Source organism: Microbacterium marinilacus (genome assembly GCF_019753765.1).
GTDB lineage: Bacteria > Actinomycetota > Actinomycetes > Actinomycetales > Microbacteriaceae > Microbacterium > Microbacterium marinilacus.
The window spans coordinates 223,115-247,693 of the sequence record NZ_JAIJZW010000005.1 but is presented as its reverse complement, the minus strand read 5'-3'; the positions used below and the strand labels follow the sequence as shown (position 1 = coordinate 247,693).

Sequence of the window (24,579 nt, the reverse complement as noted above, 5' to 3'; positions counted from 1 at the left end):
GCGTCCTTCAGACCCACGCCACAGAAAGGAGAGTCGCGCATGCGCGCACTCGTTCTCGACCGGATCGGCCACCTCGAGGTCGCCGAGCTCACCGCCACCGAGCCGGGGCCCGGCGAGGTCCAGATCCGGATCGCCGCGACCGGGATCTGCGGGTCCGACGTCCACGGTTACACCGGGGAGAACGGCCGCCGTCACCCCGGTCAGGTGATGGGGCATGAGAGCTCGGGCGTCGTCTCCGCCGTCGGTGCCGGTGTCGCCGAGGTCGCGGTGGGGGACCCGGTGACGTTCAACCCCGTGGTCGTGCCCGACGACGACGTGACGGAGTTCGCCGGGCGCGAGCAGATGAGCCCGCGCAAGCGCGTCGTCGGCGTCGATCCGTCGTGGGTGTCGTCGTTCGCCGAGCTCGTGGTCGTGCCGGCCCGCAACGTCGTGCCGCTCTCGCGTGACCTGCCGATCGAGCGCGGCGCGCTCATCGAGCCCCTCGCGGTGGCGGTTCACGCCGTCCGCCGCGCCGGGGTGCAGCGCGGGCATCGTGTGCTCGTCGTCGGCGGCGGCCCGATCGGCCAGTCGGCCGTGCTCGCGCTGCGCATGGCGGGCGCGGGCGCGATCGTCGTGAGCGAGGTCGACCGGGCCCGGCGCGAGCTCGTCGCCCGCCTCGGCGCCGACACCGTCGACGCGTCCGCCGCCGGCGCGGTCGAAGAGGCTCAGCGGCTCGCCGGGGGGCAGTTCGACGTGGCCATCGACGCGGTCGGCATCGAGCCCACGATCGCGGCCGCGCTGCGTGCCACGGCGATCGGCGGCACGGTGTGCCTCGTGGGCATGGGCGCACCGCGCCTCGTGCTCGACGCGTTCCTCGTCAGCACGGAGGAGCGCACCGTCGTCGGCAGCTTCACCTACAGCGCGGCCGACTTCCGCGACGCGGCCGAGTGGATCGCCCGGGCGGGCGACTCCGTGGACGCGCTCATCACCGAGCAGGTCCCGCTCGCCGACGCGCCCGACGCGTTCGAGAGGCTCGCGCGGGGCGGCGCCGTCGCGGGCAAGATCATCGTGCGGCTGGACGCCTGACGCCCCCGCCGGCTCCACCGCATCCCGACCACAGAAGGCAGACAGACATGCAGCACACCATCCGACAGGTCAGGGCCTACACCGTGCGCGGCAAGGGCGCCGACTACCACGACCAGTCCGGCTACCACTGGATCGATGACCACATCGCCACCCCGATGTCGGTCTACCCCGAGTACCGGCAGTCGCGGCAGAGCTTCGGGATCAACGTGCTCGGCACGCTGGTGATCGAGATCGAGGCGAGCGACGGCACCGTCGGCTTCGCGGTGACGACCGCCGGCGAGATCGGCGCGTGGATCGTCGAGAAGCACCTGGCGCGCTTCCTCGAGGGACGCCCGGTCACCGACATCGAGCGGATCTGGGATCAGATGTACCGCTCGACCCTCTACTACGGCCGCCGCGGCGTCGTGCTCAACACGATCAGCGGCGTGGACCTCGCGCTGTACGACCTGCTCGGACGCCTGCGCGAGGAGCCCGTCTACGCGCTCCTGGGCGGACCGGTGCGCGACGAGCTGCAGTTCTATGCGACGGGCGCGCGCCCCGACATCGCACAGAAGCTGGGGTTCATCGGTGGCAAGCTGCCGTTGCACCATGGCCCCGCGGAGGGCGAGGAGGGACTGAACGCCAACATCGCCCTGCTCGCGGACATGCGCGAGCAGGTCGGCGACGACTTCTGGCTGATGTACGACTGCTGGATGTCGCTCGACGTCGAGTACGCCACGCGTCTGGCCCATCGGGCGGCCGAGCACGGCCTGAAGTGGATCGAGGAGGCGCTCATCCCCGACGACTACTGGGGCTACGCGCAGCTGAAGCGGCAGCTTCCCGCCGGAGTGCTGATGACCACGGGCGAGCACGAGGCCACCCGGTGGGGCTTCCGCCAGCTGCTCGAGACGGGCGTCGACATCATCCAGCCCGACGTCGGCTGGTGCGGCGGGATCACCGAGCTCCTGAAGATCTCGGCACTCGCCGACGCGCACGGGACGATGGTCGTGCCGCACGGCTCGTCGGTGTACTCGTACCACTTCGTGGTGACGCGCACGAACAGCCCGTTCGCCGAGTTCCTGATGATGCACGAGACCGCCGAGGAGGTCGTGCCGATGTTCTCGCCGCTGCTGCTGAACGAGCCCGTCCCCGTGAACGGGCGTCTGCGCGTTCCCGAGACGCCCGGGTTCGGCGTCGAGCTGAACCCCGAGGTCGAGCGCGTGCGCCCGTTCGACCACTGACACGCCACCCCGCGAGGAGAGACATGCGATTCCAGAGAAGGGGCGCCGCCGGCGCCGAGATCCCCGTGCTCGTCCACGACGGCGCGTACTACGACCTGCGCGGCGTCACGACCGACATCGACGGGGCGTTCCTGTCGGACGGCGGCCCCGGACGGGTGGCGCGAGCGCTGTCCGAGGGCGCGCTGCCCGTGCTGGACGGTGCGGCGGAGCTGCGGGTCGGGGCGCCGATCGCGCGCCCGCAGGCGGTGCTCTGCATCGGGCAGAACTACGCCGCCCACGCCGCCGAGTCGGGGGACACGCCGCCGGCGGTGCCGATCCTGTTCTTCAAGCACCCGAACACGGTCGTCGGGCCGTTCGACGACGTGAGGATCCCGCCCGGCGCGGAGCGCGTGGACTGGGAGGTCGAGCTCGGTGTCGTGATCGGCACGCGTGCGCGCTACCTGTCCACGCCCGAGGAGGCGCTCGCCGCGGTGGCGGGCTACGTGGTCAGCAACGACGTGTCCGAGCGCGAATGGCAGATCGAGCACAGCGGCGGACAGTGGTCGAAGGGCAAGAACGCGGAGACGTTCAACCCCCTCGGCCCGACGCTCGTGACGGCCGACGAGGTCGGGGACCCGCAGCGGCTGCGGCTCTGGTCGCGGGTCAACGGCGAGCCCCGGCAGGACTCGAACACCGCCGACATGGTGTTCTCGGTGGCGGAGATCGTGCGGCACCTGTCGCAGTACCTCGTGCTCGAGCCCGGCGACCTCGTCAACACCGGCACGCCGCAGGGGGTCGCGCTGTCGGGCCGCTTCCCGTATCTGCGCGCGGGCGACGTGATGGATATCGGGATCGACGGGCTCGACGAGCAGCGTCAGCGTCTCGTCCCCGCTCCGCACTGACGTCGAGGCCCTTCGTCGAGGGGGCGGAGGGACCCGACCCGTCGCGAGCCGCGATGGCCTCTTCGGAGGCCGCCGCGGTTCGGACCACGCCCGGCCATCGGGTATGATGGTTCATCGTGCCGCGTGAGCGGCGCGGGAACGCCACCTTAGCTCAGGGGTAGAGCAGCTCACTCGTAATGAGCAGGTCGTCAGTTCAAATCTGACAGGTGGCTCGAAGGCCCCGGACTCCACTCCGGGGCCTTTTTCTTCGCCCTCGGCGAGGCCCGGAGCGACCCCGGCGAAGGGGATCGGCAGGGAATCGGAGGAATCCCGCCGAATCCCTCCGACGGCGTGGATTTCTCTCGTCGCTGTGGCGGGATGGAGGCATGACCGAGAACGTCCTTGCCCCCGACACCTCCGATGCCGTGGCCTGGTTCGCCCGAAAGCTGAGCCACGAGACCGACCCGTCGGACGTGGCGGCCGCGCGTGCCGCGGGCGAGCCGACCACGGTGGTGGACGTGCGCAGCCGGGCGTCGTTCGACCAGGGGCACGTGCCGGGCGCCATCCACCTCCCCTCGGCCGAGATCGCTCAGCGCCACGGCGAGCTCGCGGGTCTGCCGAACCTCGTCGTGTACTGCTGGGGGCCGGCGTGCAACGGGGCCACCCGCGCGGCGCTCGCGCTCAGCCGCGCCGGCCTGCCCGTCCGGGAGATGATCGGCGGGTTCGAGTACTGGGCCCGGGAGGGGCTGGCCGTGCAGACGGCGGACGGGCGCACCCGGCGGCCGGTCGATCCGCTCACGGCGCCGCTCGCCTGAGGACCTCGGCCGGCGCGCCGCTCGGCGGGCGCCCGCACCTGCGAGACTGATCGGGTGACCGTCGCCCCTGCCTCCGTCTCCGTCGCATGAGCGGCGGCGAGGCGGCGCTCGCCGCGATCACCGAGATCCTCACCTGGGCGGGCCTTGGCGCGGGGGCCCTGTTCGGAGGCCTCGCCCTGATCATCCGGCTCGCCGACGGCACCTGGCAGCCGGTGCGGGCGGTGATCATCGGGTCGGACCCCGCTCAGCCCCGCGTCGTGCGGTGGTTCGGCGACGACGGCGTGCACGAGGCGCCGCTGACGGCGGAGTTCGAGGAGGCCGCCGAACGCGACGAGGTGCCGCTGCACCACCGCGTGGGCTCGCGCAGCCGCGTGCGCCTCGAGGCGCGTTCGCCGTGGCCCCGGCTGCTCGGCGGCGTCGCCCTCGCGTGCGCCGGGGTCGGCCTGCTCTCGCTGGTGGTGCAGATCGTCGGGCTCATGCTCGCCGGTTGAGTCGCGGCGGTCCGGCGGTGCCGCCTCGTCGCGCTGCGGCACATCGAGTGCGGGGTGCAGGGGTCAGGCCGCCTCTCGAGGCCGACGCCGTGCCGTCACGATCCAGGCCCGAGCGTCGAACAGCACGCCGTCGGCCGTGAGGTGCGCGGCGAGCTCGTCGCGCAGCCGGCGCTCGGCCCGCCGCCGGTCATCGCCGTCGAACCGCGAGAGCGCCTCGCGCGGATCGTCCAGCCGCGTCAGCGTCGTCAGCGCCGTGTCGACGTCCGGTCCGTACCAGAGCGGCCAGCGGACCTCCTCGAAGGCCACCCGCGTCCAGCCCGCGCGCTCGAGCAGGGCGCGGGTCGCATCGGGATCCGCGAGCGAGAACGGCCCGCTGCGGTCGGCGGGGGCGGGGGCGTCGAGGATCCGGGACAGCAGCGGTCGGGCCCACGCGTTGCGGTCGGCGTCGCGCCACACGCTCATCACCAGGCGCCCGCCGGCCGCCGTCGCCCGTGCGAGGTTCGCGAACGCCGCATGGGGCTCGGCGAAGAACATCGTGCCGAACCTGCTCATCACCACGTCGAAGCCGGCCTCGTCGAACGCGTGCGTCTGCGCGTCCGCGACCTCGAAGGAGGCGTTGCCCGGGCCCTCGACCCACGCCTTGCGCCGTGCCGCGGTGATCCGCTCGGACGAGATGTCGACCCCGAGTGCGCGGCCGCCGCGCACCGCCCGCGCAGCCATCCGCGTCGGTCCGCCGTCGCCGCAGCCGACATCCAGCACGCGCTCCCCGGGTCGCGCGCCGACGGCCGCGGCGAAGGCGCGCTCGAGGTGCCGCAGCTCGGCGTCGTCGTCCGACCGCGTCATGCCGGCGTCACGGGCTGGCGGAGGATCGTGCGCCGTCGCTCCGGCGGGACGCGCCGGAAGTCGCTGAGGTAGACCTCATGATGCCGGCCGGTCATCCGCATGCCGTGGGCGGGGATGACCTCGTCGTGCATCCGGGCGAGCACGGGCCCCTCGTCGTCGAACGAGCCCACGTGCAGCGTCTGCGCGCAGCGCCCCTCGTCCAGCCGCTCCCCGCGCACCTCGGCGGCACGCGGCCCCGTGTCCGCCGCCCCGGCGATCGCCGCGTCGACCGCGGCGGAGTCGATCCACTCGGGGATCAGGATCATCAGGGTCCAGCTCCAGCGCGACTTGTCGCGGGCCGTGGTGAACGACGCCATGTCGTCGGCGGACCACAGACCCTCGAGCGGCGGCACGACGTAGTCGCGGCCGAGGTCGCGACGGCTGGCGAACTTGAGGCGGTAGGCGACGGGATACAGCGACCGGATCGCCTCGGAGAACGCGGGGGAGGTGTTCGGATCGCCGTGGCCGTCGAGCATCAGGTATCGCTGCGCGGGGACGTCGAGAACGCGGATCTCGTCCCGCCGGGCGCGGTAGGCGTCGAGCGTCTTCTTCAGATCGGTCTTGTCGGGCATGTGCCACCATCCTGGCCCGGGCGCCGCGCATCCGCGACCGCGGCCGTGGGCCGCGCCGTGACCGGAGGGCGTCCGGAGCGTACCCTCGGTGGCATGACCAGGGCGCTTCTGATCGTCGACGTGCAGAACGACTTCACCGAGGGCGGCGCGCTCGGCGTCACCGGCGGCGACGCGGTCGCGGCGGGCATCACCCGCTTCCTCGCGGAGCACGCCGGCGACTACGACGCGATCGTGGCCTCGCGCGACTGGCACGACGCCGAGGGCGACAACGGCGGCCACTTCGCCGGGGAGCCCGACTTCGTCGACTCCTGGCCGCCGCACTGCGTCGCGGGCACACCGGGGGCCGAGTACGACCCCGGGCTCGACACCTCTGCCGTCACCCACCACGTCAGGAAGGGCCAGGGCCGACCCGCGTACTCGATGTTCGAGGGAGTGACCGACGATGGCTCGACGGTCGCGGCGGTGCTGACATCGCTCGGCATCGTGTCCGTCGACGTCGTGGGCATCGCGACGGACCACTGCGTGCGCGCGTCGGCGCTCGACGCGATCGCGCACGGGCAGCGCGTCCGGGTGCTCACCGGGCTGGTCGCGGGCGTCGCGGCCGAGCCGAGCGAGGCCGCGCTGGCCGAGCTGGCGCACGCAGGCGCCGAGCTGGTGGGGCCTGCGTGAGCGCGCGCGACGTCGGCGTCGTCCTCGACGTCGAGGTGCAGGCGAGCACCGAGATCGAGATGCAGATCGCGGCGGCACGCGGCGACGGGGTCGGCGTCGGCGAGTCGCTCGAGGTGACGCTGGACGGCGAGCGTGTCGCGGCCGAGGAGCTCGTGGACGGGCTCGGAGCGCGTATCCACCGGGTGCGGGTGGCGCCCGGCCGCCTCGAGATCTCCTACCGCGCAACGGTCGAGGGCGTCGGCGTGCCGCGGCCCGTCAGCGCTCACGACCGCTCGCTCTACCGGCGTCCCAGCCGCTACGCCGAGTCAGACCGCTTCTTCGCTCTCGCGGGGGCCCAGTTCGACCAGGGCAAGACAGCGGGCGCGTTGGTCGACGACGTGGTCGCGTTCGTCTCGTCGCGCCTGCGGTATGTGTCGGGCATCAGCGACGCCAGCGACAGCGCGATCGACACGTTGCTCGAAGGCGCCGGGGTGTGCCGCGACTACGCGCACCTCACGATCGCCATGCTGCGTGCACTGGGCATCCCGGCCCGCCTCGCGGCGGTGTACGCACCGGGGCTCAGCCCGATGGACTTCCATGCCGTGGTCGAGGCCGCCGTCGACGACGAGTGGGTGGTGGTCGATGCGACTCACCTCGCGCCGCGCCAGGCCCTGGTGCGCATCGCCACCGGTCGAGACGCCGCCGACACGGCGTTCCTCGACAGCCACGGCGGGTCGATCGTGCTCAACTCCGCGACGGTGGTCGCGACGGTCCGCGGCGATCTGCCGAGCGACGACGGCACGCAGCGGGTGCGGCTGTCCTGACCGGCGTCGCGCGCGCCGCGCGCCGACGCGACGTCAGTTCAGCTCGGGGGTGTCCTTCGGGATGACCCCGTCGCCGTACAGGTCGGCCGCCAGGTCGCGCAGCGCCCGCAGCGCGACGCGCTGCGTGAGCGGACCGTAGGAGATGCGCGCGACGCCGAGCGACTCGTACTCGGCCGCGGTCAGGGCCCCGGGAAGCCCGATCACGCTGACCCGGCGCTGCCCGATGCCGTCGACGAGCCGTGCGGTGAGATCGCGGTCGAGGGGCCCCGGCACGAACACAAGCGAGGCGCCGGCCTCGAGGAAGGCGCGTCCGCGCGCGATCGCATCCTCGACGATGTCGTCGACCGGGCGGTCGCCGCCCAGCACGAACGCGTCGGTGCGGGCGTTCAGCTGGAAGGCGACCCCCTCCGCCTCGGCCGCCTTGACGATCGCCTCGACGTTCGCGACGGCCTCGCCGAGCGGCACCAGACGGTCCTCCACGTTCGCGCCCACCACGCCGACGCCGATCGCCCGCCGCACCGTGTCTCCCGGGTCGCCGAAGCCCGCGTCGAGGTCGGCGGTCACCGGCAGGTCGGTCGCCTGCACGACCTCCGCGATCGCGGCGAGGGCGATGTCGCGCGGGACCTCGCCGTCGCCGAAGCCGTGGCTGGCGGCGATGGAGTGACCGGCCGTCGCGATCGCCCGCGTCTCGGGCAGATCGCTCACGACCTTCGCGCTGATCGCGTCCCACACGTTGACGACCCGGAGGATCTCCGGGGCCTCGTGGAGCGACTTGAGGGTGAGTGCCTTGTCCGCGGTGCTGCTCATGCCTCGACGCTACGCCCGGCACGCCCGGCGTGGGGCCGTGTGACGGGAAAGGTCGCGATGCGCGCTCGTCAGGCGGGGGCGGATCGGCCCTCGCCCGTCTCGAGCGAGGCGACGAGCTCGCCCATCGTCTCGATCGCCGCCCTCAGCCGGGCGGGCGGCACCGGCCCCAGTCGTTCCGCTGCCTGCAGCATGCCCAGCGTGGTGCTGGAGAGAACCAGTGCGAGCGCCTCGACGTCCACCTCTCGCCGGAACGCTCCGGTGTCGGCGAGCGCCGAGATCCAGGACGCCACGGCGCGATGGCGCACGCGATAACGGTCGTCGACGACCGTGTCGAGGTACGAGCCCAGCACGCCCCGATCGTCCGTGAACGCCGCCGTCATCAACCGGTCGTCGAGCAGCACACGTGCGGCCACCCGGTACGCGTGACTCAGCGCCGGGTGCTCCTCGCCGTGCAGCAGCCGCCGGCTGCGGGCGGACATCCGCTCCATCGCGCGCGTGAGCAGCTCGTCGAGGATCTGTGCCTTGCTCGCGAACTCGCGGTACACCGCCCCCTTGGCGATGCCCGCCCGCTCGGCGATCTGCTGCACGCTCATGGCGTCGAAGCCGTGCTCGAGCACGAGCTCCTCTGCGGCGTCGAGGATGCGCGTGCGGCGTTCGGGGATCAGCGGACGGGGCATGCGGTCACCACTCCAGGCGATCGAGGAACGCGATCATCGAGCGGGCGGAGAGATCGGGAGCGTCGCGCTGCACCCAGTGCCCGGCGCCGGGGGCGACGACGAGCTCCGCCCGGGGCAGGAGGCCGGCGGCCGCCCGGGCGACGGGGAGCGGCACGCCGTCGTCGCGCTCGCCGTGGACCATCAGCACCGGCGTTCGCAGCTCGGACAGCCGTGGCGTGTAGTCGGTGCGCAGCCGCCGCCAGCCGACCTCGGAGCGCTGCCACTGCGCGAAGGTCTCGAGCGCGCCCTCGCGGCGAGTGGCCTCGAGCACGGCGTCGATCAGGTCGGGGGTCCGCCGTGCCGGGTCGCGCACGAGCGCCGACATGCCGCGCTCCATGCGCGCTGCCGAGGTGGCATAGGCCCGCATCAGCGGGGTCATCAGTCCGCTGCGCACCATCGCCCAGCTCGCCAGCTGCACCGCGGGCGCCGCGAGCCCCGCGCCCAGCCGCGGCATGATCCCGTAGGTGCCGACCAGCATCGCCCCGGCTGCCCGGGCGGGACGGTCCAGCACATGCCCGAGGGTCAGCGCGCCGCCCAGCGACAGCCCGCCGACGGCGTACCGGTCGAGCGCGAGGGCATCGACGAGGTCGCCGACGTAGGCCACGAGCCGCTCCTGCGTGGCGGGCCACGGCGCGGTCGCGCTGTGCCCGAACCCGGGATGGTCGGGCGCGATCACCCGGTGACCCGCGGCGGACAGCCGCTCGCCGAGGTCGCCCCAGGAGAGCCAGGCGCTGTCAGCGCCGCCGCCGTGCAGCAGGAGGACGGTGCGGGCCGCGTCCGCGCGCTCGGGCGCGGGCCATTCGAGCGCGGAGATCGTGCCCCATCCGAGGTCGACGTCGATCCGTCGTGTCGGCATCACGCCTCCGTTATGACCGAGTTCAGCTTTCTGGTCACAACGTTAGTCGCCCGCCAGGAGCAGCGGAACCCCGTGCGGCGAAAGTGTGACGCGCCCTCTTCTTCTCGGGCGGGGCGAACGCGTACGGTCGCGACATGGGAACACTCATCTACGACAGCGTCGAGCCGCCCATCACGATCGACGACCGCACGCTGTCCCACCTCAAGGTCGTCATCCTGTCGAAGCTGCGCCGGGGAGAGAGCTTCTCGGTCTCGTGGCGTCACGGGGATGCGCCGGATGCGGGGCGCAGCACCATCTGGGTCAACCAGTCGATCCCGCTGCGCTTCATCTTCGACGAGACGGAGGCGCCCGAGCTGAACCAGGCATGGCTCTCGGCCCTGGCGCAGTCGGCGAACGAGCTGGGCGGCATCCATCTCAGCCCGGAGGAGGTCGGGGGAGGCGAGCTGACGACGCCGGCCAGGGCGTGAGCGGAGCAGCACCGGTCCCGCATGCCCCGGGCATCCATGTCGGCAGGTTCGGCGCTCCCGGCGGCCGAACGCTGCTGCTCCTGCACGGCGGCGGCGTCGGCGGATGGATGTGGGAGCCTCTGCGGCGGCATCTCGATCCGGGCCTCCGGCTGATCGTGCCGGATCTGCCCGGGCACGACCGGAGCGCCGGGCTGCCCTACGTCTCGCACGAGCGCACGGCGGCCGCGCTCGCCGCGATCGTGGAGCGCAAGGCCGCCGGGCCCGTCGCGGTGGTCGGGTTCTCGCTCGGCGCGCAGCTCACCGTGGCGCTCGCCGCGAGCCGGCCGGACCTCGTCGAGCGGGCGGCCGTCATCAGCGCACAGGCGATCCCGACCAGAGGGGCGGGAGCGACGTCGGCGCTGCTGGCCGCGGCGGCGCCGCTCGCCAGGAAGCGATGGTTCGCGCGGCTGCAGGCGAGGCAGCTGTTCGTTCCCGACGAGCTGCTCGATGACTACCTCCGCGCGTCCGCACGCATCTCCCGGCGGACGCTCGTCTCCGCGGTGGGCGACAACATCCGCTTCACGGTGCCGTCTGGGTGGCGGGCGTTCAGCGGCCCGGCGCTGATCCTGGCCGGCGAGCGTGAGCGCGCGGTCATGATCCGCTCGGCGCGGCTGCTGCACGTCGAACTCGACGGCAGCGAGCTCGACGGCAGAGAGCTCGACGGCAGAGAGCTCGAGATCGTTCCGGGCTGCGGGCACGGCATCCCGCTGCAGCGCCCCGGATGGCTCGCCCGCCGGCTTGAGGGGTGGCTCGACACGGCGCGCTGAGTCGGCCGGCCGGTCGCACGGGGCGGCGCCCGCGATTGATAGCGTGACCGGGGGAGGAACGTCTGGACCTGTATTGGCTGAGCGCGCCCGAGCGCGAGGTCGCCGCGGCTGCCGCGGCGATGCGTCGCGGCTCCCGGCCGTCCTGGGTGCCGACGGCGCGGCAGGTGCTGGTGCACGTCAACCACTGCCTGCTGCTGTGGTACGTCTGCATCGTCTGGATGGTGCTGGGCGTACGCATCGACACGCTCCAGGACAACCGGATCGACGCCGTCGACGTCCGCGACATCGTCGTGACCAGCGCGGTGTTCCTCGCGTGGGTGGGGCTCACCCTCTGGCTGTATCGCTGGGCCGCGCGGCCGCCTTCCCGCCGGTCGCTCGTGCGACAGGCGAGGCAGACCCTCACGGCGCTCGCCAACGGCTTCGAGCCGGAGCCGACGAGCTCGGCCCCGTTCGGTTCGCTGATGACGGCGCGCGGCGCGCGGGCCGCGGTGTACCCGCGCTTCGTCGCGCCGGGCGTCGAGTTCGGCAACCTGCGGCGAGACGGGCGCCCGGTGCGCACCTGGCGCTACGCGGCGGTCGCGCTCCCCGCCCCGCTCCCGCACTTCGTCCTGGACTCCTCGGAGGCGCGCGGCGGCGACGTGCCCCGCGGCGTGGAGCGCGGACAGCGCCTGTCGCTCGAGGGCGACTTCGACCGCTGGTTCCGCCTGCACGTGCCGAGCGAGTACCAGACCGACGCGCTGTTCGTGTTCACCCCCGACCTCATGGCCGCCCTCATCGACGACGCGCGCAGCTGGAACGTCGAGCTCGTGGACGACCGGGTGGTGTTCTTCGCACCGGGCGACGCCGACTTCTCCGACGAGGACGTCTGGCGCGCCATCGAGGCGCTCTTCGCGCGCGTCGTCCCGCTGATCGCCGAGCGCTCCGCGCGGTACCTCGACGAGCGGGTGGCGTCGCAGACCCCCGAGGCGCGCGTCGCCGCGATGACGGCGGCGATGGCGAAGGGGATCTCCCCGGTGCGGCTCGAGCCCAGGATCGACCCCCACGGCCGTCGCCTCCACGTCCGCCGCCGCAACGCCGTGCTCTCGGCGATCGGCGCGGTCGGCTGGTTCCTCGCGCTCGTCTTCCTGTACGTCGTGCCGGGCCTGTTCGCCTTCGCAGGCTTCATGTCGGTCGTCGACGGTCGCTAGCGACGAACGGGCCCTTCGTGCGCGGCGCCCTGCCGACTCATCGGCCCGGCAGCACGACCGGGGCGCCCGTCGACGGGTCGGGGATCACCCGTGCCTCGAGGCCGAAGAGCTCCTTGACGAGGCCCGCGTCGACGACGTCCCGCGGTGCGCCTCGGGTGACGATCCTCCCGTCCTTCATCGCCACGATGTGCGAGGCGTAGCGCGCCGCCTGGTTGATGTCGTGCAGCACGGCGACGATCGTGCGCCCCTCGTCGCGCAGCCGCGAGACGAGCTCGAGCACCTCGTGCTGGTGCCCGATGTCGAGGAACGTCGTCGGCTCGTCGAGCAGGAGGATCGGGGTCTCCTGTGCGAGCGCCATCGCGATCCACACGCGCTGGCGCTGACCGCCCGAGAGCTCGTCCACGTGGCGATCCGCGAGGGACGCGACGTCGGTCGCCGCCATGGCCGCGGAGACCGCTCGCTCGTCGTCATGCGACCAGCTCGACAGCATGCTCTGATGCGGGAAGCGGCCTCGACCCACGAGGTCCGACACCGTGATCCCCTCGGGCGCGATGGGGCTCTGGGGGAGCAGCCCGACGCGCCGGGCGACCTGTTTCGTCGGGATGCCCCGCAGATCCTCGCCATCGAGCAGAACGGCCCCCGCCGTCGGCGTGAGCAATCGCGCGAGCAGCCGCAGCAGAGTGGACTTGCCGCACGCGTTGGGGCCGACGATCACCGTGAGCTCCCCCTCCGGGATCTCGACGGACAGATCGTGCAGGACGCCCCGTCCGGCGTAACCGGCGACGAGATTCTCGGCGCGCAGACCCCTCATCGTCCTTCTCCTCTCGCGAAACGTCGCGACTCCCGCACCAACAGGATCAGCAGATAGAGGCCGCCGACGCACACGGTCACGGCGCCGGTCGGGAGCGCGGTCCCGGGGATCGCGTGCTGGGCGGCGATGTCGGACAGGAGCAGCAGGAGGGCGCCGACCAACGCGGACCCCATGAGATCGGTCGACGCGCCGTGGCCCGTGAGCCTGCGTCCGATCTGCGGTGCCGCGAGCGCGACGAACGCGATCGGTCCGGCGGCAGCGGTGACCGCGGCGATCGCGGCGACCGCGAGTGCGATCAGCATGACCTTCGTCCTCTCGACGGGGATGCCGAGCATCGCGGCCGTATCGTCGCCGAGCTCGAGGCGTCGGAGCCTCCGCTGCGCCGCAGGCAGGAAGACGGCGACGCCTGCCAGCGCGATGGCCGCCGCGCCCAGCGCGGTCGCGTCGACGAGGCTCAGCGTCCCCGCACCCCACACGGCGGCGCGCATGGCGAGATCGATGTCGGCCTTCACCGTGAACCACGTGTTGAGGGCTCCGAGGAAGGCGCCGACCGCGATGCCCACGATGACGAGCCGAAGGCCCTGCAGCCCGCCCCGGTACGACAACGCCGAGATGACGACGGCCGCGAGGATGCCCCCGACCAGCGCGCCTCCGGCACGCTCGGCGTAGCCCGTCATGCCGAGCGTCAAGACGGCGACGACGCCGGTGTACGAGCCGGTCGTGAACCCGATGACGTCGGGGCTGCCGAGAGGATTGCGCGTGATGGCCTGGAAGACGCCGCCGGCGACGCCCAGCGCGGCGCCGAACAGGAGGGCACCGAGCACGCGCGGCGCGCGCCACTCGGAGACGACCTTCGTGACCGGCCCCTCGGCGGTGCCGGCGGCGACGGCGAGGACGTCGCCGATCGTGACGTCGAAGGATCCCAGCGTGATCGCCCATGCGGCGAGCCCGACGCAGCAGACGGCGAGGATCGCGCACACGACGAGCATCCGCGCGGTCGTGCGCACGCTGAATCCGCCCGCGCGGACGACGAGCGGGCGGCTCACAGGTTCCTCGCACGGCGTCCGCGCACGAGCGCCACGAGAACGGGGGCGCCGACGAGCGGCATCACGATCCCTACCTGCAGCTCGGCCGGCAGGACGACCACGCGGCCGAGCACGTCGGCCCCGACGAGGAGCGCCGGCGAGAGGAGGGCGGAGTACGCCACGATCCACGTCCATCTAGGCCCCGTGATCCCCCGCACGATGTGCGGCACGACCAGCCCGACGAAGACGAGGGGACCGGCGGCGGCCGTCGCCGCTCCCGCCAGCAGCGTCACCGAGACCAGGACGCCGGACCGGACGAGGCCGAGACGCAGCCCCAGAGCGCGCGCCGCGTCGTCGCCCAGGGCGATCGCGTCGAGCGGGCGCGCGCACAGCGCCGCGATCGCCAGCCCCGCGAGGATCGGCAGCGCGATCGCCTCGAGCGTGCCGGGAGGTCGATCCGCGATGGTCCCCGCTCCCCAGAAGCGCATCCGGTCGAAGGTGTCGGGGTCGATGAGCGCGAGCGTCTGGGACACGCCCATGAGCACGGCGGCGAGAGCGACGCCGACCAGGGTGAGACGCACGGGCGACGCCGTGCCGCGGGATCCGCCCGCCATCGCGAACACCGCGATCGTCGCGACGACGGCGCCCACGAGCGCGAGCGGCAAGTACTGGTCGATGCGCGTGACGCCGGACAGCGCCACCCCCAGCGTGACCGCGAATCCGGCCCCGGCGTTCACGCCGAGGATGCCGGGGTCCGCGAGGGGGTTGCGCGTGAGCGCCTGCATGAGCGCGCCCGAGACGCCGAGCGCGACGCCCACGGCGAGCCCCAGCAGCGTGCGGGGGATCCGCGCCTCGGTGATCGTGATGTGCGTGGGGGAGCCGTCGTGCTCGGTCAGGGCCGCGATCACCTCGGCGAGCGGGATCGGCGCGGAGCCGACGACCAGGCTCAGGCCGAGCAGGACGACCAGGAGGCACGCCGCGATCGCCAGGCCGATCGTGCGCAGCGGCCGACGGGATCCGAGAGCGGGCGCCCCGCCGGGACTGCGATCGGGCGACATGGGAACCTCCGGGGACGCCGAAACGCTAACAGGCCCCACGGCCCCCCGGTCACGCCGCGGGAGCGAGCGCGGTGCGTGGATCCTGCGCGATCCGGTCGAGCGGGACCCCGGTCTCGCGACTCAACGCACGGAGCAGCCCCGCGCGCGTCGCGAACCCGGAGAGGCGCGCCGCCGCGTGCACGTCGCCTCCTCCGACGAGATGGGCGACGGCGCCGTTGAGACGGGCGCGCGTGCGCCACTTCGAGAACGGCAGGCCGACCTCCGAGAGGAAGATCCGCTGCACCTGGCGGGCGCTCATGTGATGGCGCTCGGCGAGCGTCTCGAGCGGTGCCGTCGATCGCACGGCCTCGCGCGCCAGCCTGACCGCCGCCGGGTGCCGGGGGAGACGCACGGGGAACCGCGGGCGCCCGATCGCGCGGAGAAGATCGCTGATCGCCTCGCGAAAAGGCTCGATCTGCTCGTTCGTCGCGGGGGATGCCACGAGAGCGGTCGTCATCAGCTCGACGAGCGCGGGGACCACGCCGAGGGCGTGCACGCGTGCCCCGGGCGACGCGTGGTCGTCGAGGAACGGGCCGAGCACCATCCCGCCGTCGTGGATCTGACATGAGTGCGGGACGGACGCCTGCATCCAGACGGCCTCATGCCGTGCCAGGGTGAACCTCTCGCCGTCGGCCTCGAGCGTCGCGGAGCCCGCGACGACGTAGACGAGGTGCGGGACGTCGTGCGTGTGCGTCTGATGCCCGAGGAACCGGATGGAGTTCTCCGCGACGACGTCGCCCAGTGCTCTCAGCGCCACGTCACCTCCCCGCAGACATGTCGGGACCGTCACCGACGATGTCGCATCCGTCACGCCACGAGGAATTGCCCAGCATAGGCTCACCTTACCCACCTGCCCTCAGATCCGACCGAGGTACCCCTATGTCCCGTACTCTCACGCGCGCCGTCGCCGTGCTGCCCCTCGTGGCGGTCCTGGCGCTCGCCTCCTGCTCGTCCGACGAAGCCGCCCCGGAGGAGACCGAGGCGGCGACCGGCGCGAGCGTCTCCGCGCACACGGTCACGACCGACTACGGCGACGTCGACATCCCCGAGGACCCCCAGACGATCGTCGTGCTCAACTACGCGCTCGCCGGCTACCTCTACGACCTCGACGTGCCGGTCACGGCGACGATCCCCGAGGATGCGGACGGGCAGGGGGAGTTCTCCGAGTTCTGGGCCGACGAGGCCGAGGCCGCCGGCACCGAGTTCCTGTCGTGGAGCGTCGACGGCTTCGACATGGAGGATATCCTCGCGCTCGAACCCGACCTGATCATCGGCGGCGGCTGGGGCTTCCCCCTGTTCCAGGCCGCCGAGGTCTACGACGACCTCAGCGACCTCGCTCCGACGGTTCTGGTGAGCGGCGGCTACTCGACGTGGCAGGAGCAGTTCGAGTTCCTCGCGTCCGACGTCTTCGAGCAGCCGGACGCCTACGACGACGCCGTGGCGGCGTACGAGGCGCGCGCCGAGGAGGTCGCCGCCGCGATCGAGCCGCCCGAGGCGCCCTCCGCGTTCGTCGCGTTCACCGCCGAGCAGGTCCCCTACGTCTACTACGCCGACGAGGCGCTCACCGGCGTGTTCGCGGACGTGGGGATCGAGACCGACCCGGAGCTGACGGACGAGAACTACGATCCTTACACTCCCGGCGGCGACATGTTCGAGCTCTCGACCGAGCAGGCCGGCCAGGTGCTCACGCAGCCGACGCTCTTCATCACCGGCTTCAACGGCGCGCCCGTCGACGTCGCTGCAGCGTCCGAGAACGCCGTCTTCGCCTCGCTCCCCGCGTTCCAGGACGACACCGCCTTCGACCTGCCGCACTGGGTCGCCCGAGCCGACTTCGACAAGACGATGGCCACGCTCGACCTCATCGAGGAGATGTTCGGCTGACATGGCTCATCGCGCGTTCACGACGCATCCGCTCGTCGTCCGACGCGTGACGGTGCGCCGCATCGAGGAGGTCACCCCTCGCATGCGGCGCGTCGTCGTCGGCGGCCCCGGCCTCGCGGAGGCCGTCGTCGACGGACACCCGCAGCCCGCCTTCACGTCGCCGGGGTTCGACGATCACATCAAGCTCATCCTCGCCCCCGGCGCCGACATCGACTCGGCGCTGCCGGCGCAGCTCGAGCACGGCATCGAGTGGACGCCCTCCGAGACGCGCGTGACCCGCGACTACACCCCGCGCCGCGTGGACCTCGAGCACGGAGAGATCGACCTCGACTTCGTGCGCCACGGAGACGGGCCGGCCGCGCGCTGGGCCGACCGGGCGCGTGTCGGCGACGAGCTCGCCTTCGTCGGCCCGAAGTCGTCGCTCCGGTTTCCGCAGGACGTGGAGTGGATCCTCCTCGTCGCCGACGAGACAGGGCTGCCCGCGGTCGGCCGCTTCCTCGACGAGCGGCCGCTCGATGCGCCCGCGCACATCGTCCTGCTCGTCGAGGACGACTCCGCACGCCAGAGCCTCGCGCTGCGCGACGGCGACACGGTCTCCTGGCACGTCGCGTCCGCCGGCGACCCCGGGCCGCTCGAGGCGGCCGTGCGCGCTGTGCGGATCCCCGACGGCGCCGGGTATGCGTGGGCGGCCGCCGAGAGCCGCGCGCTGCTGCCCGTGCGCCGCTACCTGCAGCGGGAGGCGGGCCTGCCCAAGGACCGCCTCAACATCACCGGCTACTGGCACGCTGCGCCCGCCGAGGCCGACGGCGCGGGCGAGCCGGTCGCCGCTGCGCCCGAGATCGCGAGTCCCGTGCCGTGGCTCGTCACCCGCGCGGCCGTGCAGCTCGGCCTCGTCGACGCGCTCGCGGACGGACCGGCTCCGGGCGATGTGCTCGCCGCGCGGATGGGCATCCCCGCCCCGACGCTTGCCGGACTGCTCCCGGTGCTCGCCGAGCACGGGGTCGTCGTCGACGCCGACGGCTTCCTCGCGCTCGGTCCCGTGGGAGAGGGGCTCCTCGACGATCACGAGCGCGAGGAGTTCACGGGCTTCGAGGCCGACCTCGCGCTCTCGCTCGTGCAGCTCGCATCCGCTCTCCACGAGGGAGTGCCCGCCTGGCGGCGCCACACCGGGCAGACGGTCGCCGAGGCCGCCGAGACCGAGGTCGAGATCGCGAGGGAGCTCGTCGAGCACGGCGGGCGCCTGGCATACCTGTCGGACGGCCTGATCCCCGAGCTGGCCGATCTGTCGAGCGCGCTGCTGATCGGGCCGGGAAGCGCGGCGATCGTGCACGCGCTCGAGGACGCGGGCCGCTCCGACATCGCCCTGTCGGTCCTCGACCGGGGCGCGCTGCGCGACGTGCTGCACGGCGCGGTCGAAGGGCCCGGGAGCATCGCCTGGATGCCGCGCGAGTCGGACGTCGCGATCCTCTCCTTCGCGCTCGACCACCGCACCGGCACGGAGTCGGCACACATCCTGAGCGAGGCCGCACGATACGCGCCGCGCGCGATCCTCATCGAGTCGACCCGTCCCGACACGCTCGGCGGCGGTGCGGGCGAGGCCCACGCCGCGCACCTCGCCCGCACGGGATCGCCCTACCGAGGGGCGGAGTCCCTCGCCCGCATCGCGGAGACTGCGGGATGGCGGTCGTCGCGCTCGATCGAGCTCGGCTGGGGAGTCGAGGCGCTGCTGCTCGAACGTCGCTGACGTCGAGCACTGGTGGGCCCAGAGGGGCTCGAACCCTCGACCCGCGGATTAAAAGTCCGATGCTCTGCCAACTGAGCTATAGGCCCGCCACCACTTTACGTGGCCCGGGACGGGGTGCCGGTTCGCTCAGGTCGTCTCCCGTTCGACGACGACCGACGCCCGGGGCTGGGGGTCGTCGCCCGGAAGCCCGAGCGCCCGCCGCGCCGCGCGCCGCCCGTAGGAGGCCGCGTCGATGCGGACGGTGGTGAGGGCGGGGCGCCACAGGGCCGCGTGCCGGCTGTCGTCGAAGCCGATCACCGCGAGATCGTCGGGCGCGGCGAGGCCCGTGTCGGCCATCCCGGCGAGCACCAGCAGCGCGGTGTCGTCGTCGAAGGCGGCGATGGCGGTCACGTCGGGATGCGTCGCGCGCAGCTCGCGGACGGAGGCCGCGGACGCGTGGCGGTCCTCCCCCAGGGCGAGGGGTCGCACAGGCGGCAGGGCGAGCCTCCCCGCCGCCTGTCTCGCGAGCGCGAACCGCACGCCGGTGAGCGTCGGCAGGACCTGGGAGGGCATGGCGAAGGCGATGTGCCGGTGACCGCGCCCCACGAGGTGGCGCAGCTGCGCCTCGCCGTGCGACGCCAGGCCCGACGCCCAGCCGCCCTCCCAGGGCGCGCCGCGCTGCTCGTAGGCCGAGGCGAGGTCGATGACCGCCCGCGGCGAGACCGCCTCCACGAGGTCTGCCGCCTGCTCGCCGCGCACGACGAGGAGGGCGTACCCGAGCGAGCGCAGCTCGTCGTCGAGCCCCGCGATGAAGCTCTCCAGACTGTGCCCGCCCGGCAGCGGACCGGTCGTCAGCACGACCGTGCGCGAGCTGCCCTCCCGCAGCGCGCGGGCGATGCGGTGCGGCGTGTAGCCGAGCCGGTGCGCGGCGTCGCGGACGCGCTCGCTGGTGCGAGGCGAGATCGTCTGCCCGGCCGTGCGGTTGAGCACGAAGCTGACGGTCGCCGGCGAGACCCCCGCCGCCCGCGCCACGTCCTTCATGGTCACGCGGTCCGCCATGCCGCTCCCGTCGCTGGTGCTAACTCGATTTAGTGCCTAGCTTGTCACCCACCGCGCGACACCGGCGTCCGCGCGCCACACGAGGAGAAGAGCATGAAGTCCGTGCAGGTCACCGCCCCCGGCGTCAACGGCTGGGTCGACGTCGACGTCCCCGAGCCAGGCCCCCGCGACGTGCTGCTGAGGCCGCGCGCGTGCGGCATCTGCGGGTCCGACGCCCTCTACACGCAGATGGGTGGGATCCCGCCGCGGCAGGGCGCCACCCCGCTCGGGCACGAGCCGGCCGCCGAGGTCGTCGAGGTCGGCTCGGAGGTGATGGGCCTCGCGGTGGGCGACCACGTCGTGATCGACACGATGGCCTTCTCCGACGGCCTCCTCGGGTCGGGCGGCGCGCAAGGCGCCCTGTCCGAGCTCGTGCTCGTGAAGGACTACGCGCCGGGCCGCCAGCTCAAGGTGATCCCGTCGCACATCCCGTGGCACGTCGCCGCCCTCAACGAGCCCATGGCCGTCGCGCTGCACGCCGTGAACCGCACCGCGCCGAAGCCGGGCGACAAGGTCGTCGTGTTCGGCGCCGGCCCGATCGGCCTCGGCGCCGTGCTCGGGTACCGGCGCAAGGGCGCCGCGCATATCGTCGTCGTGGACATCGTGCCGTCGCGCCTCGAGAAGGCGCTGCAGGTCGGCGCCGACGCGGTGATCGACTCGTCGGAGGAGGACGTCGCCGCGCGCCTCGTCGAGCTGCACGGCGACGGCGCGACCGCCTGGGTGCGCGGGGTGCGGCCGGCCACGGACGTCTACCTCGACGCCGCCGGCGCGCCGTCCGTCCCGGCGACGGTCGCGTCGATGGCGAAGCACGGGGCCACGCTCGGCGTCGTCGCGGTGCACAAGAAGCCCGTCGAGCTCGACTTCGGCGACATCCTCACCACCGAGCTCAACCTGGTGTGGTCGATGGGATACCCGACCGAGATCTTCGAGGTCACCGACGACATCGTCGAGAACTGGGAGAAGTACGCCGTGATCGTCAGCGACGTCCTGCCGTTCGATCGCGCGCTCGAGGCGCTCGAGCTGGCGAAGACGCCGGGGGCGGCCGACAAGGTCGTCGTGACGTTCGGGTGAGGTCGCCATGCCCATCCTGACCACACCGTGGCTCGCCGGAGCGATCGCCGGACTGCTCGGACGCGGCCCCGGCCCTCGGATCGCGCCCGAGATCGCCTTCGCGCAGCTGCCCGTCCTCACAGCGGACGCGGTGGTGCCGACCAGGCACGGCGACGTGCGCGCGACCGTCTACGCACCGCCGGGCGGCCTCGCCGGGGCGCCCGTCTACGTGAACTTCCACGGTGGCGCGTTCATCATGCGTCACCCGGAGCAGGACGACCCGCTGTGCCGGTACCTCGCGCACGAGTGCGGGGTGGCGGTCGTCAACGTCGACTACGACGTGGCGCCGCGCCATCCGTTCCCGGTCCCCGTCGAGCAAGGATACGACGCCGTGGTCTGGGCCGCCGGCGCGGACCGCGAGTGGGACGGGACGCGTCTCGTCGTCGGCGGCCAGAGCGCGGGCGGCGCGATCGCCGCGGCGGTCGCGCGGCAGGCGCGGGATGCGGGCGCACCGACGATACGCCTCCAGGTGCTGCAGTACCCGCCCCTCGACCTCGTCACCCCGGGCGCGCAGAAGAAGGCGGCAGGACGCAGCATCATCTCGGTGCCGATGACCCAGGTCGCCGACACCGTCTACGTGCCCGCGGACGCGTCGAAACGGGATCCCCGCGCCTCGCCCGCCTGGCAGGGGAACCTCGGCCCCGGCGCGCTCACGGGGCAGGCGCCCGCGGTCGTGGTCAGCTGCGCGAACGACCGGCTGCGCGACGAGGACGTGCGCTACGCGGAGGCCCTGGACGCCGAGGGGCTGCTCGTCGAGCACATCGCGCTGCCGGGCGTCGACCACGGGTACAACATCATGGGCGCGCAGCGCGACGTGGTGGAGGGGGCCTACCGGCGCATCGCGGCGCACGTCCGGCGCGCCGTCGCCTGACCGCCCTGCCCGAGGCCGGCCCCGACGGAACAGGACGTCGGCGCGCGACGTTAGCCTGTTCCGATGACCGACGACTTCCACAAGCCCGTGCGCCGGCCGTCGGAGACCTTCGACAGGCTGTTCCCGGCGCAGGATCCCGCCGAGGTGTCTCGCGCCGCGCACTCGACGGCGGCCGCCCTGCTGTCGCGCGTGCGGGAGGAGCCGGACGCGGGTGCCGTGGAGCGCCTGGTCACCTTCACCGCCCGCCACGGCATCGACGACATCGCCGAGCTGTGGTCGCGGTCGCCGGCCAAGACCCTGCCGGGTGCGCTGTGGCGCCTGTACCTCGTGCAGCTGTCGATCCACGAGGACGCCGCGACGGCGGCCCTGCTGTACGATCGCGGACGGGTCGAGCTGCGCTCGTCCGACGACGTCGTCGCGGGGGCGCCCGTGCCCGCCGGACCGGGAGAGCTCGTCACGCTGATCGACACGATCCTGCGCGGTGCGTTCCAGGGCGACTTCGCGGTCGCGCTCGACCGCGCGGCGGCCTTCTGCCGGGTGCAGGCGTCCGGCGCGACCCATCTCGCCGACGACTACGAGCCGACCGAGCCCGGCCGGGCGACCGAGCTCACGACCCGGGCGCTGCGGCTGTCGTCGTTCGCCGTCGAGCTCGCGGCGGCGGCCAAGCTGTGGCGGCGCGACAGCCTGACCTGACGCCTGCGCGAAGGGCGGAGATCCGCGTGTCCGCGGGGCGATCCTCGCCCGTTCCTCCGCGTCCGAGCAGATCTCCGCGGGTGATGCCGGCCGGCGGCCAGGCACAGGGCGCCATCCGGCGGGCAAGAAGAAAGCCGGACCGCAGAAACGCCTCTCGGCGCGAGGCCGCTCGGAGCGGCGAATATTGGAGCCCGGGGTTTGCTGCGGCCCGGCTGATCCAGTGTAACGGCGGCGGGCCGCCGGGCATTCCCGGGCATAGGCTCGTGCCATGAGCTGGCGCTTCGCCCTGATCGTCGCCCCTGTCGCGGCCGACGACCCCCGATCCGACTTCGCCGACACCCTCTCGGTCATCGATCCCGACGCCCCCGCGCTGAGCGTGGGCGAGCTGAGCACGCAGCGCGGCGACGGCATCTTCGAGACCATCGGCGTCGTCGACGGGCATCCGCAGGAGGTGGAGGCCCACATCGCGCGCCTGGCGCACTCGGCGAGCCTGTGCGATCTGCCGGCGCCGAACGCCGCGCAGTGGCACGCGGCGGTCGACCGCGCCGCGGCCGAGTGCCCGGCGGGGGAGAGCGCGATCAAGCTGATCCTGAGCCGCGGCGTCGAGCGCGCGGCCACCGGGCTGGAGGGCCCGACCGCCTGGGCGACCGCGTCACCGGTGGCCGACATGAGCGGCGCGAGGACGACCGGTGTGAGGGCCGTCACGCTCGACCGCGGCCTGGACAGCGGGGCGGCGTCCCGCGCACCGTGGCTGCTGCTGGGGGCGAAGACCCTCTCCTACGCCGTCAACATGGCGGCGCTGCGCGAGGCGCGCCGCCGCGGCGCGGACGACGCGATCTTCCTCACCACCGACGGCTACGTGCTGGAGGCGCCCACGGCGTCCGTGATCGTCCGCCGCGGGGACACCTTCGTGACGCCCGAGCCCACCGGCGGCATCCTGCACGGCACCACGCAGCTGAGCGTCTTCGACTGGCTCGAGGACAACGGCCACTCGACGGGCTACGAGCACCTCCCGGCTGCCGCCCTCGCCGACGCCGATGCGATGTGGCTGGTCTCGAGCGTGCGCCTGGCCGCCCCGGTCACGCACCTCGACGGAGCGGACCTGCCCGTCGACGCCGAGCTCACCGCGGCGATGAACGCCTACCTGCTGAGCCCGCGCGACTGAGCGCTCCCGACACGACGCGAGACGGCCCCTCCCGAAGGAGGGGCCGTCTCGCGTGCGGGCGGCGGATCAGCCGAAGCGGCCCGAGACGTAGTCCTCGGTGGCCTGCACCGAGGGCGTCGTGAAGATCGTCGACGTGGTGTCGTACTCGATCAGCTTGCCCGGCTTGCCGGTGCCCGCGATGTTGAAGAACGCGGTCTTGTCGCTCACGCGCGACGCCTGCTGCATGTTGTGCGTCACGATCACCACCGTGTAGTCGTTCTTCAGCTCCGAGATGAGCTCCTCGATCGCGAACGTCGAGATCGGGTCCAGGGCCGAGCAGGGCTCGTCCATCAGGATCACCTGCGGCGACACCGCGATGGTGCGGGCGATGCACAGGCGCTGCTGCTGGCCGCCCGACAGCCCCGAGCCGGGGCGGTCCAGGCGGTCCTTGACCTCGTTCCAGAGGTTCGCGCCGCGCAGCGACTTCTCGACGAGGTCGTCGGCGTCGCCCTTCGAGATGCGCTTGTTGTTGAGCGTGACGCCGGCCAGCACGTTCTCGCGGATCGACATGGTCGGGAAGGGGTTCGGGCGCTGGAACACCATGCCCACCTGGCGGCGCACGAGCACCGGGTCGACGCCCGAGCCGTACAGGTTCTGCCCGTCGAGCAGCACCTCGCCCTGCACGTAGGCGCCCGGGATGACCTCGTGCATCCGGTTCAGCGTGCGCAGGAACGTCGACTTGCCGCAGCCCGACGGCCCGATGAACGCGGTCACCGTGCGCGGCTGGATGTCGATGGAGACGCCCTCGACGGCGAGGAAGTCGCCGTAGTACACGTTGAGGTCGTTGACTTCGATGCTCTTGGACACCTGGGTCCCTTTCTGGGTGGAGAAGTCTCTGAGAGTTCGTTCG

27 protein-coding genes and 2 tRNA genes are annotated in these 24,579 nt (G+C 73.0%); 17 read left to right on the top strand and 12 right to left on the bottom strand.

What is annotated here, in order from left to right; genetic code table 11:
- The first annotated feature begins 39 nt into the window (after positions 1–39).
- The 6 genes from K5S26_RS10820 (at position 40) to K5S26_RS10795 (ending at position 4,451) form a co-directional block, all read left to right on the top strand.
- Complete coding sequence (locus K5S26_RS10820) at positions 40–1,065, top strand: zinc-dependent alcohol dehydrogenase (protein ID WP_221857983.1); 1,026 nt, start codon at positions 40–42, stop codon at positions 1,063–1,065.
- Between the two features lie 47 nt (positions 1,066–1,112).
- Positions 1,113–2,285, top strand: coding sequence for an L-rhamnonate dehydratase (gene rhmD / locus K5S26_RS10815; RefSeq protein WP_221857982.1), 1,173 nt, complete (start codon positions 1,113–1,115; stop codon positions 2,283–2,285).
- 23 nt (positions 2,286–2,308) lie between these two features.
- Positions 2,309–3,166, top strand: coding sequence for a fumarylacetoacetate hydrolase family protein (locus tag K5S26_RS10810; protein ID WP_221857981.1), 858 nt, complete (start codon positions 2,309–2,311; stop codon positions 3,164–3,166).
- Between the two features lie 140 nt (positions 3,167–3,306).
- A tRNA-Thr gene (locus tag K5S26_RS10805) sits at positions 3,307–3,378 on the top strand.
- A 153-nt stretch (positions 3,379–3,531) separates the two neighbouring features.
- On the top strand, positions 3,532–3,960 hold the full coding sequence (locus K5S26_RS10800) for a rhodanese-like domain-containing protein (protein ID WP_221857980.1): 429 nt from the start codon (positions 3,532–3,534) through the stop codon (positions 3,958–3,960).
- A gap of 86 nt (positions 3,961–4,046) precedes the next feature.
- Entirely contained in the window at positions 4,047–4,451 is a 405-nt protein-coding gene (locus K5S26_RS10795; protein ID WP_221857979.1) for a hypothetical protein, read from the top strand.
- A 63-nt stretch (positions 4,452–4,514) separates the two neighbouring features.
- On the opposite strand, the gene K5S26_RS10790 is transcribed toward K5S26_RS10795, so the two are convergent.
- Positions 4,515–5,294, bottom strand: coding sequence for a class I SAM-dependent methyltransferase (locus K5S26_RS10790; protein WP_221857978.1), 780 nt, complete (start codon positions 5,292–5,294; stop codon positions 4,515–4,517).
- A complete protein-coding gene (locus K5S26_RS10785; protein ID WP_221857977.1) occupies positions 5,291–5,905 on the bottom strand; it encodes a GyrI-like domain-containing protein in 615 nt (204 codons plus the stop codon). Before K5S26_RS10785 ends, K5S26_RS10790 begins: the two co-directional genes overlap by 4 nt.
- Before the next feature lie 93 nt (positions 5,906–5,998).
- On the opposite strand from K5S26_RS10785, the gene K5S26_RS10780 reads away from it, so the two are divergent.
- The gene (locus tag K5S26_RS10780; protein ID WP_221857976.1) at positions 5,999–6,574 is read left to right on the top strand and encodes an isochorismatase family protein; all 576 of its coding nucleotides are present in this window, start codon (positions 5,999–6,001) and stop codon (positions 6,572–6,574) included.
- Positions 6,571–7,377 carry a transglutaminase-like domain-containing protein gene (locus tag K5S26_RS10775; protein WP_308122907.1) on the top strand — a complete coding sequence of 269 codons (807 nt, stop codon included), beginning with the start codon at positions 6,571–6,573 and terminating at the stop codon, positions 7,375–7,377. The genes K5S26_RS10780 and K5S26_RS10775 overlap by 4 nt, the downstream gene beginning before the upstream one ends.
- Positions 7,378–7,410: 33 nt before the next feature.
- On the opposite strand, the gene K5S26_RS10770 is transcribed toward K5S26_RS10775, so the two are convergent.
- The 3 genes from K5S26_RS10770 to K5S26_RS10760 all read right to left on the bottom strand — a co-directional run bounded on the left by K5S26_RS10770 (position 7,411) and on the right by K5S26_RS10760 (position 9,756).
- Positions 7,411–8,184: an isocitrate lyase/PEP mutase family protein gene (locus K5S26_RS10770; protein WP_221857975.1), complete on the bottom strand. Its 774-nt coding sequence runs from the start codon at positions 8,182–8,184 to the stop codon at positions 7,411–7,413.
- 68 nt (positions 8,185–8,252) lie between these two features.
- On the bottom strand, positions 8,253–8,861 hold the full coding sequence (locus tag K5S26_RS10765; RefSeq protein ID WP_221857974.1) for a TetR/AcrR family transcriptional regulator: 609 nt from the start codon (positions 8,859–8,861) through the stop codon (positions 8,253–8,255).
- A 4-nt stretch (positions 8,862–8,865) separates the two neighbouring features.
- Positions 8,866–9,756, bottom strand: a complete 891-nt coding sequence (locus K5S26_RS10760) for an alpha/beta fold hydrolase (RefSeq protein WP_246603869.1) — start codon at positions 9,754–9,756, stop codon at positions 8,866–8,868.
- Between the two features lie 134 nt (positions 9,757–9,890).
- Between K5S26_RS10760 and K5S26_RS10755 the strand changes: the two genes are divergently transcribed.
- The 3 genes from K5S26_RS10755 (at position 9,891) to K5S26_RS10745 (ending at position 12,216) form a co-directional block, all read left to right on the top strand.
- On the top strand, positions 9,891–10,223 hold the full coding sequence (locus tag K5S26_RS10755) for a DUF7882 family protein (RefSeq protein WP_221857972.1): 333 nt from the start codon (positions 9,891–9,893) through the stop codon (positions 10,221–10,223).
- Positions 10,220–11,029, top strand: coding sequence for an alpha/beta fold hydrolase (locus K5S26_RS10750; RefSeq protein WP_308122905.1), 810 nt, complete (start codon positions 10,220–10,222; stop codon positions 11,027–11,029). The genes K5S26_RS10755 and K5S26_RS10750 overlap by 4 nt, the downstream gene beginning before the upstream one ends.
- Positions 11,030–11,148: 119 nt before the next feature.
- Positions 11,149–12,216 (top strand): hypothetical protein, encoded by a 1,068-nt coding sequence (locus K5S26_RS10745; protein WP_221857971.1) that lies wholly within the window; start codon positions 11,149–11,151, stop codon positions 12,214–12,216.
- A gap of 37 nt (positions 12,217–12,253) precedes the next feature.
- On the opposite strand, the gene K5S26_RS10740 is transcribed toward K5S26_RS10745, so the two are convergent.
- From K5S26_RS10740 to K5S26_RS10725, 4 genes are read right to left on the bottom strand one after another with little or no spacing between them, the layout of a single operon-like run.
- Positions 12,254–13,027 (bottom strand): ABC transporter ATP-binding protein, encoded by a 774-nt coding sequence (locus K5S26_RS10740; RefSeq protein WP_221857970.1) that lies wholly within the window; start codon positions 13,025–13,027, stop codon positions 12,254–12,256.
- On the bottom strand, positions 13,024–14,073 hold the full coding sequence (locus K5S26_RS10735) for a FecCD family ABC transporter permease (RefSeq protein WP_308122904.1): 1,050 nt from the start codon (positions 14,071–14,073) through the stop codon (positions 13,024–13,026). Before K5S26_RS10735 ends, K5S26_RS10740 begins: the two co-directional genes overlap by 4 nt.
- Positions 14,070–15,110 (bottom strand): FecCD family ABC transporter permease, encoded by a 1,041-nt coding sequence (locus K5S26_RS10730; protein WP_221857969.1) that lies wholly within the window; start codon positions 15,108–15,110, stop codon positions 14,070–14,072. The genes K5S26_RS10735 and K5S26_RS10730 overlap by 4 nt, the downstream gene beginning before the upstream one ends.
- Before the next feature lie 49 nt (positions 15,111–15,159).
- On the bottom strand, positions 15,160–15,906 hold the full coding sequence (locus K5S26_RS10725; RefSeq protein ID WP_221857968.1) for a helix-turn-helix domain-containing protein: 747 nt from the start codon (positions 15,904–15,906) through the stop codon (positions 15,160–15,162).
- Between the two features lie 122 nt (positions 15,907–16,028).
- Between K5S26_RS10725 and K5S26_RS10720 the strand changes: the two genes are divergently transcribed.
- Both K5S26_RS10720 and K5S26_RS10715 read left to right on the top strand, forming a co-directional pair.
- Positions 16,029–17,030 carry an ABC transporter substrate-binding protein gene (locus K5S26_RS10720; protein WP_221857967.1) on the top strand — a complete coding sequence of 334 codons (1,002 nt, stop codon included), beginning with the start codon at positions 16,029–16,031 and terminating at the stop codon, positions 17,028–17,030.
- Position 17,031: 1 nt separating this feature from the next.
- Entirely contained in the window at positions 17,032–18,774 is a 1,743-nt protein-coding gene (locus K5S26_RS10715; protein ID WP_221857966.1) for a siderophore-interacting protein, read from the top strand.
- 10 nt (positions 18,775–18,784) lie between these two features.
- Here the strand turns inward: K5S26_RS10715 and K5S26_RS10710 are convergent.
- Together K5S26_RS10710 and K5S26_RS10705 are read right to left on the bottom strand one after the other, a co-directional pair.
- Positions 18,785–18,860, bottom strand: a tRNA-Lys gene (locus tag K5S26_RS10710).
- A gap of 40 nt (positions 18,861–18,900) precedes the next feature.
- A complete protein-coding gene (locus tag K5S26_RS10705) occupies positions 18,901–19,812 on the bottom strand; it encodes a LacI family DNA-binding transcriptional regulator (protein ID WP_221857965.1) in 912 nt (303 codons plus the stop codon).
- A gap of 93 nt (positions 19,813–19,905) precedes the next feature.
- Here K5S26_RS10705 and K5S26_RS10700 point away from each other — a divergent pair, with 93 nt between their 5' ends.
- From K5S26_RS10700 to K5S26_RS10685, 4 genes are all read left to right on the top strand, one after another.
- Complete coding sequence (locus K5S26_RS10700; RefSeq protein WP_221857964.1) at positions 19,906–20,922, top strand: zinc-dependent alcohol dehydrogenase; 1,017 nt, start codon at positions 19,906–19,908, stop codon at positions 20,920–20,922.
- 7 nt (positions 20,923–20,929) lie between these two features.
- Positions 20,930–21,832 (top strand): alpha/beta hydrolase fold domain-containing protein, encoded by a 903-nt coding sequence (locus K5S26_RS10695; RefSeq protein ID WP_221857963.1) that lies wholly within the window; start codon positions 20,930–20,932, stop codon positions 21,830–21,832.
- Between the two features lie 63 nt (positions 21,833–21,895).
- Positions 21,896–22,525: a DNA-directed RNA polymerase subunit beta gene (locus K5S26_RS10690; protein ID WP_221857962.1), complete on the top strand. Its 630-nt coding sequence runs from the start codon at positions 21,896–21,898 to the stop codon at positions 22,523–22,525.
- A gap of 268 nt (positions 22,526–22,793) precedes the next feature.
- Positions 22,794–23,690 carry an aminodeoxychorismate lyase gene (locus K5S26_RS10685; protein ID WP_221857961.1) on the top strand — a complete coding sequence of 299 codons (897 nt, stop codon included), beginning with the start codon at positions 22,794–22,796 and terminating at the stop codon, positions 23,688–23,690.
- 66 nt (positions 23,691–23,756) lie between these two features.
- Here the strand turns inward: K5S26_RS10685 and pstB are convergent, their stop codons facing one another.
- Positions 23,757–24,536: a phosphate ABC transporter ATP-binding protein PstB gene (gene pstB, locus K5S26_RS10680; protein WP_221857960.1), complete on the bottom strand. Its 780-nt coding sequence runs from the start codon at positions 24,534–24,536 to the stop codon at positions 23,757–23,759.
- Positions 24,537–24,579 lie beyond the last annotated feature (43 nt).

Excerpts from the sequence above, each read along its gene's own strand:
- K5S26_RS10820 (WP_221857983.1), top strand. The coding sequence starts at position 40 with ATGCGCGCACTCGTTCTCGACCGGATCGGCCACCTCGAGGTCGCCGAG.
- rhmD (WP_221857982.1), top strand. The coding sequence starts at position 1,113 with ATGCAGCACACCATCCGACAGGTCAGGGCCTACACCGTGCGCGGCAAG.
- K5S26_RS10810 (WP_221857981.1), top strand. The coding sequence starts at position 2,309 with ATGCGATTCCAGAGAAGGGGCGCCGCCGGCGCCGAGATCCCCGTGCTC.
- K5S26_RS10800 (WP_221857980.1), top strand. The coding sequence starts at position 3,532 with ATGACCGAGAACGTCCTTGCCCCCGACACCTCCGATGCCGTGGCCTGG.
- K5S26_RS10795 (WP_221857979.1), top strand. The coding sequence starts at position 4,047 with ATGAGCGGCGGCGAGGCGGCGCTCGCCGCGATCACCGAGATCCTCACC.
- K5S26_RS10790 (WP_221857978.1), bottom strand. The coding sequence starts at position 5,294 with ATGACGCGGTCGGACGACGACGCCGAGCTGCGGCACCTCGAGCGCGCC.
- K5S26_RS10785 (WP_221857977.1), bottom strand. The coding sequence starts at position 5,905 with ATGCCCGACAAGACCGATCTGAAGAAGACGCTCGACGCCTACCGCGCC.
- K5S26_RS10780 (WP_221857976.1), top strand. The coding sequence starts at position 5,999 with ATGACCAGGGCGCTTCTGATCGTCGACGTGCAGAACGACTTCACCGAG.
- K5S26_RS10770 (WP_221857975.1), bottom strand. The coding sequence starts at position 8,184 with ATGAGCAGCACCGCGGACAAGGCACTCACCCTCAAGTCGCTCCACGAG.
- K5S26_RS10765 (WP_221857974.1), bottom strand. The coding sequence starts at position 8,861 with ATGCCCCGTCCGCTGATCCCCGAACGCCGCACGCGCATCCTCGACGCC.
- K5S26_RS10760 (WP_246603869.1), bottom strand. The coding sequence starts at position 9,756 with ATGCCGACACGACGGATCGACGTCGACCTCGGATGGGGCACGATCTCC.
- K5S26_RS10755 (WP_221857972.1), top strand. The coding sequence starts at position 9,891 with ATGGGAACACTCATCTACGACAGCGTCGAGCCGCCCATCACGATCGAC.
- K5S26_RS10745 (WP_221857971.1), top strand. The coding sequence starts at position 11,149 with ATGCGTCGCGGCTCCCGGCCGTCCTGGGTGCCGACGGCGCGGCAGGTG.
- K5S26_RS10740 (WP_221857970.1), bottom strand. The coding sequence starts at position 13,027 with ATGAGGGGTCTGCGCGCCGAGAATCTCGTCGCCGGTTACGCCGGACGG.
- K5S26_RS10730 (WP_221857969.1), bottom strand. The coding sequence starts at position 15,110 with ATGTCGCCCGATCGCAGTCCCGGCGGGGCGCCCGCTCTCGGATCCCGT.
- K5S26_RS10720 (WP_221857967.1), top strand. The coding sequence starts at position 16,029 with ATGTCCCGTACTCTCACGCGCGCCGTCGCCGTGCTGCCCCTCGTGGCG.
- K5S26_RS10715 (WP_221857966.1), top strand. The coding sequence starts at position 17,032 with ATGGCTCATCGCGCGTTCACGACGCATCCGCTCGTCGTCCGACGCGTG.
- K5S26_RS10705 (WP_221857965.1), bottom strand. The coding sequence starts at position 19,812 with ATGGCGGACCGCGTGACCATGAAGGACGTGGCGCGGGCGGCGGGGGTC.
- K5S26_RS10700 (WP_221857964.1), top strand. The coding sequence starts at position 19,906 with ATGAAGTCCGTGCAGGTCACCGCCCCCGGCGTCAACGGCTGGGTCGAC.
- K5S26_RS10695 (WP_221857963.1), top strand. The coding sequence starts at position 20,930 with ATGCCCATCCTGACCACACCGTGGCTCGCCGGAGCGATCGCCGGACTG.
- K5S26_RS10690 (WP_221857962.1), top strand. The coding sequence starts at position 21,896 with ATGACCGACGACTTCCACAAGCCCGTGCGCCGGCCGTCGGAGACCTTC.
- K5S26_RS10685 (WP_221857961.1), top strand. The coding sequence starts at position 22,794 with ATGAGCTGGCGCTTCGCCCTGATCGTCGCCCCTGTCGCGGCCGACGAC.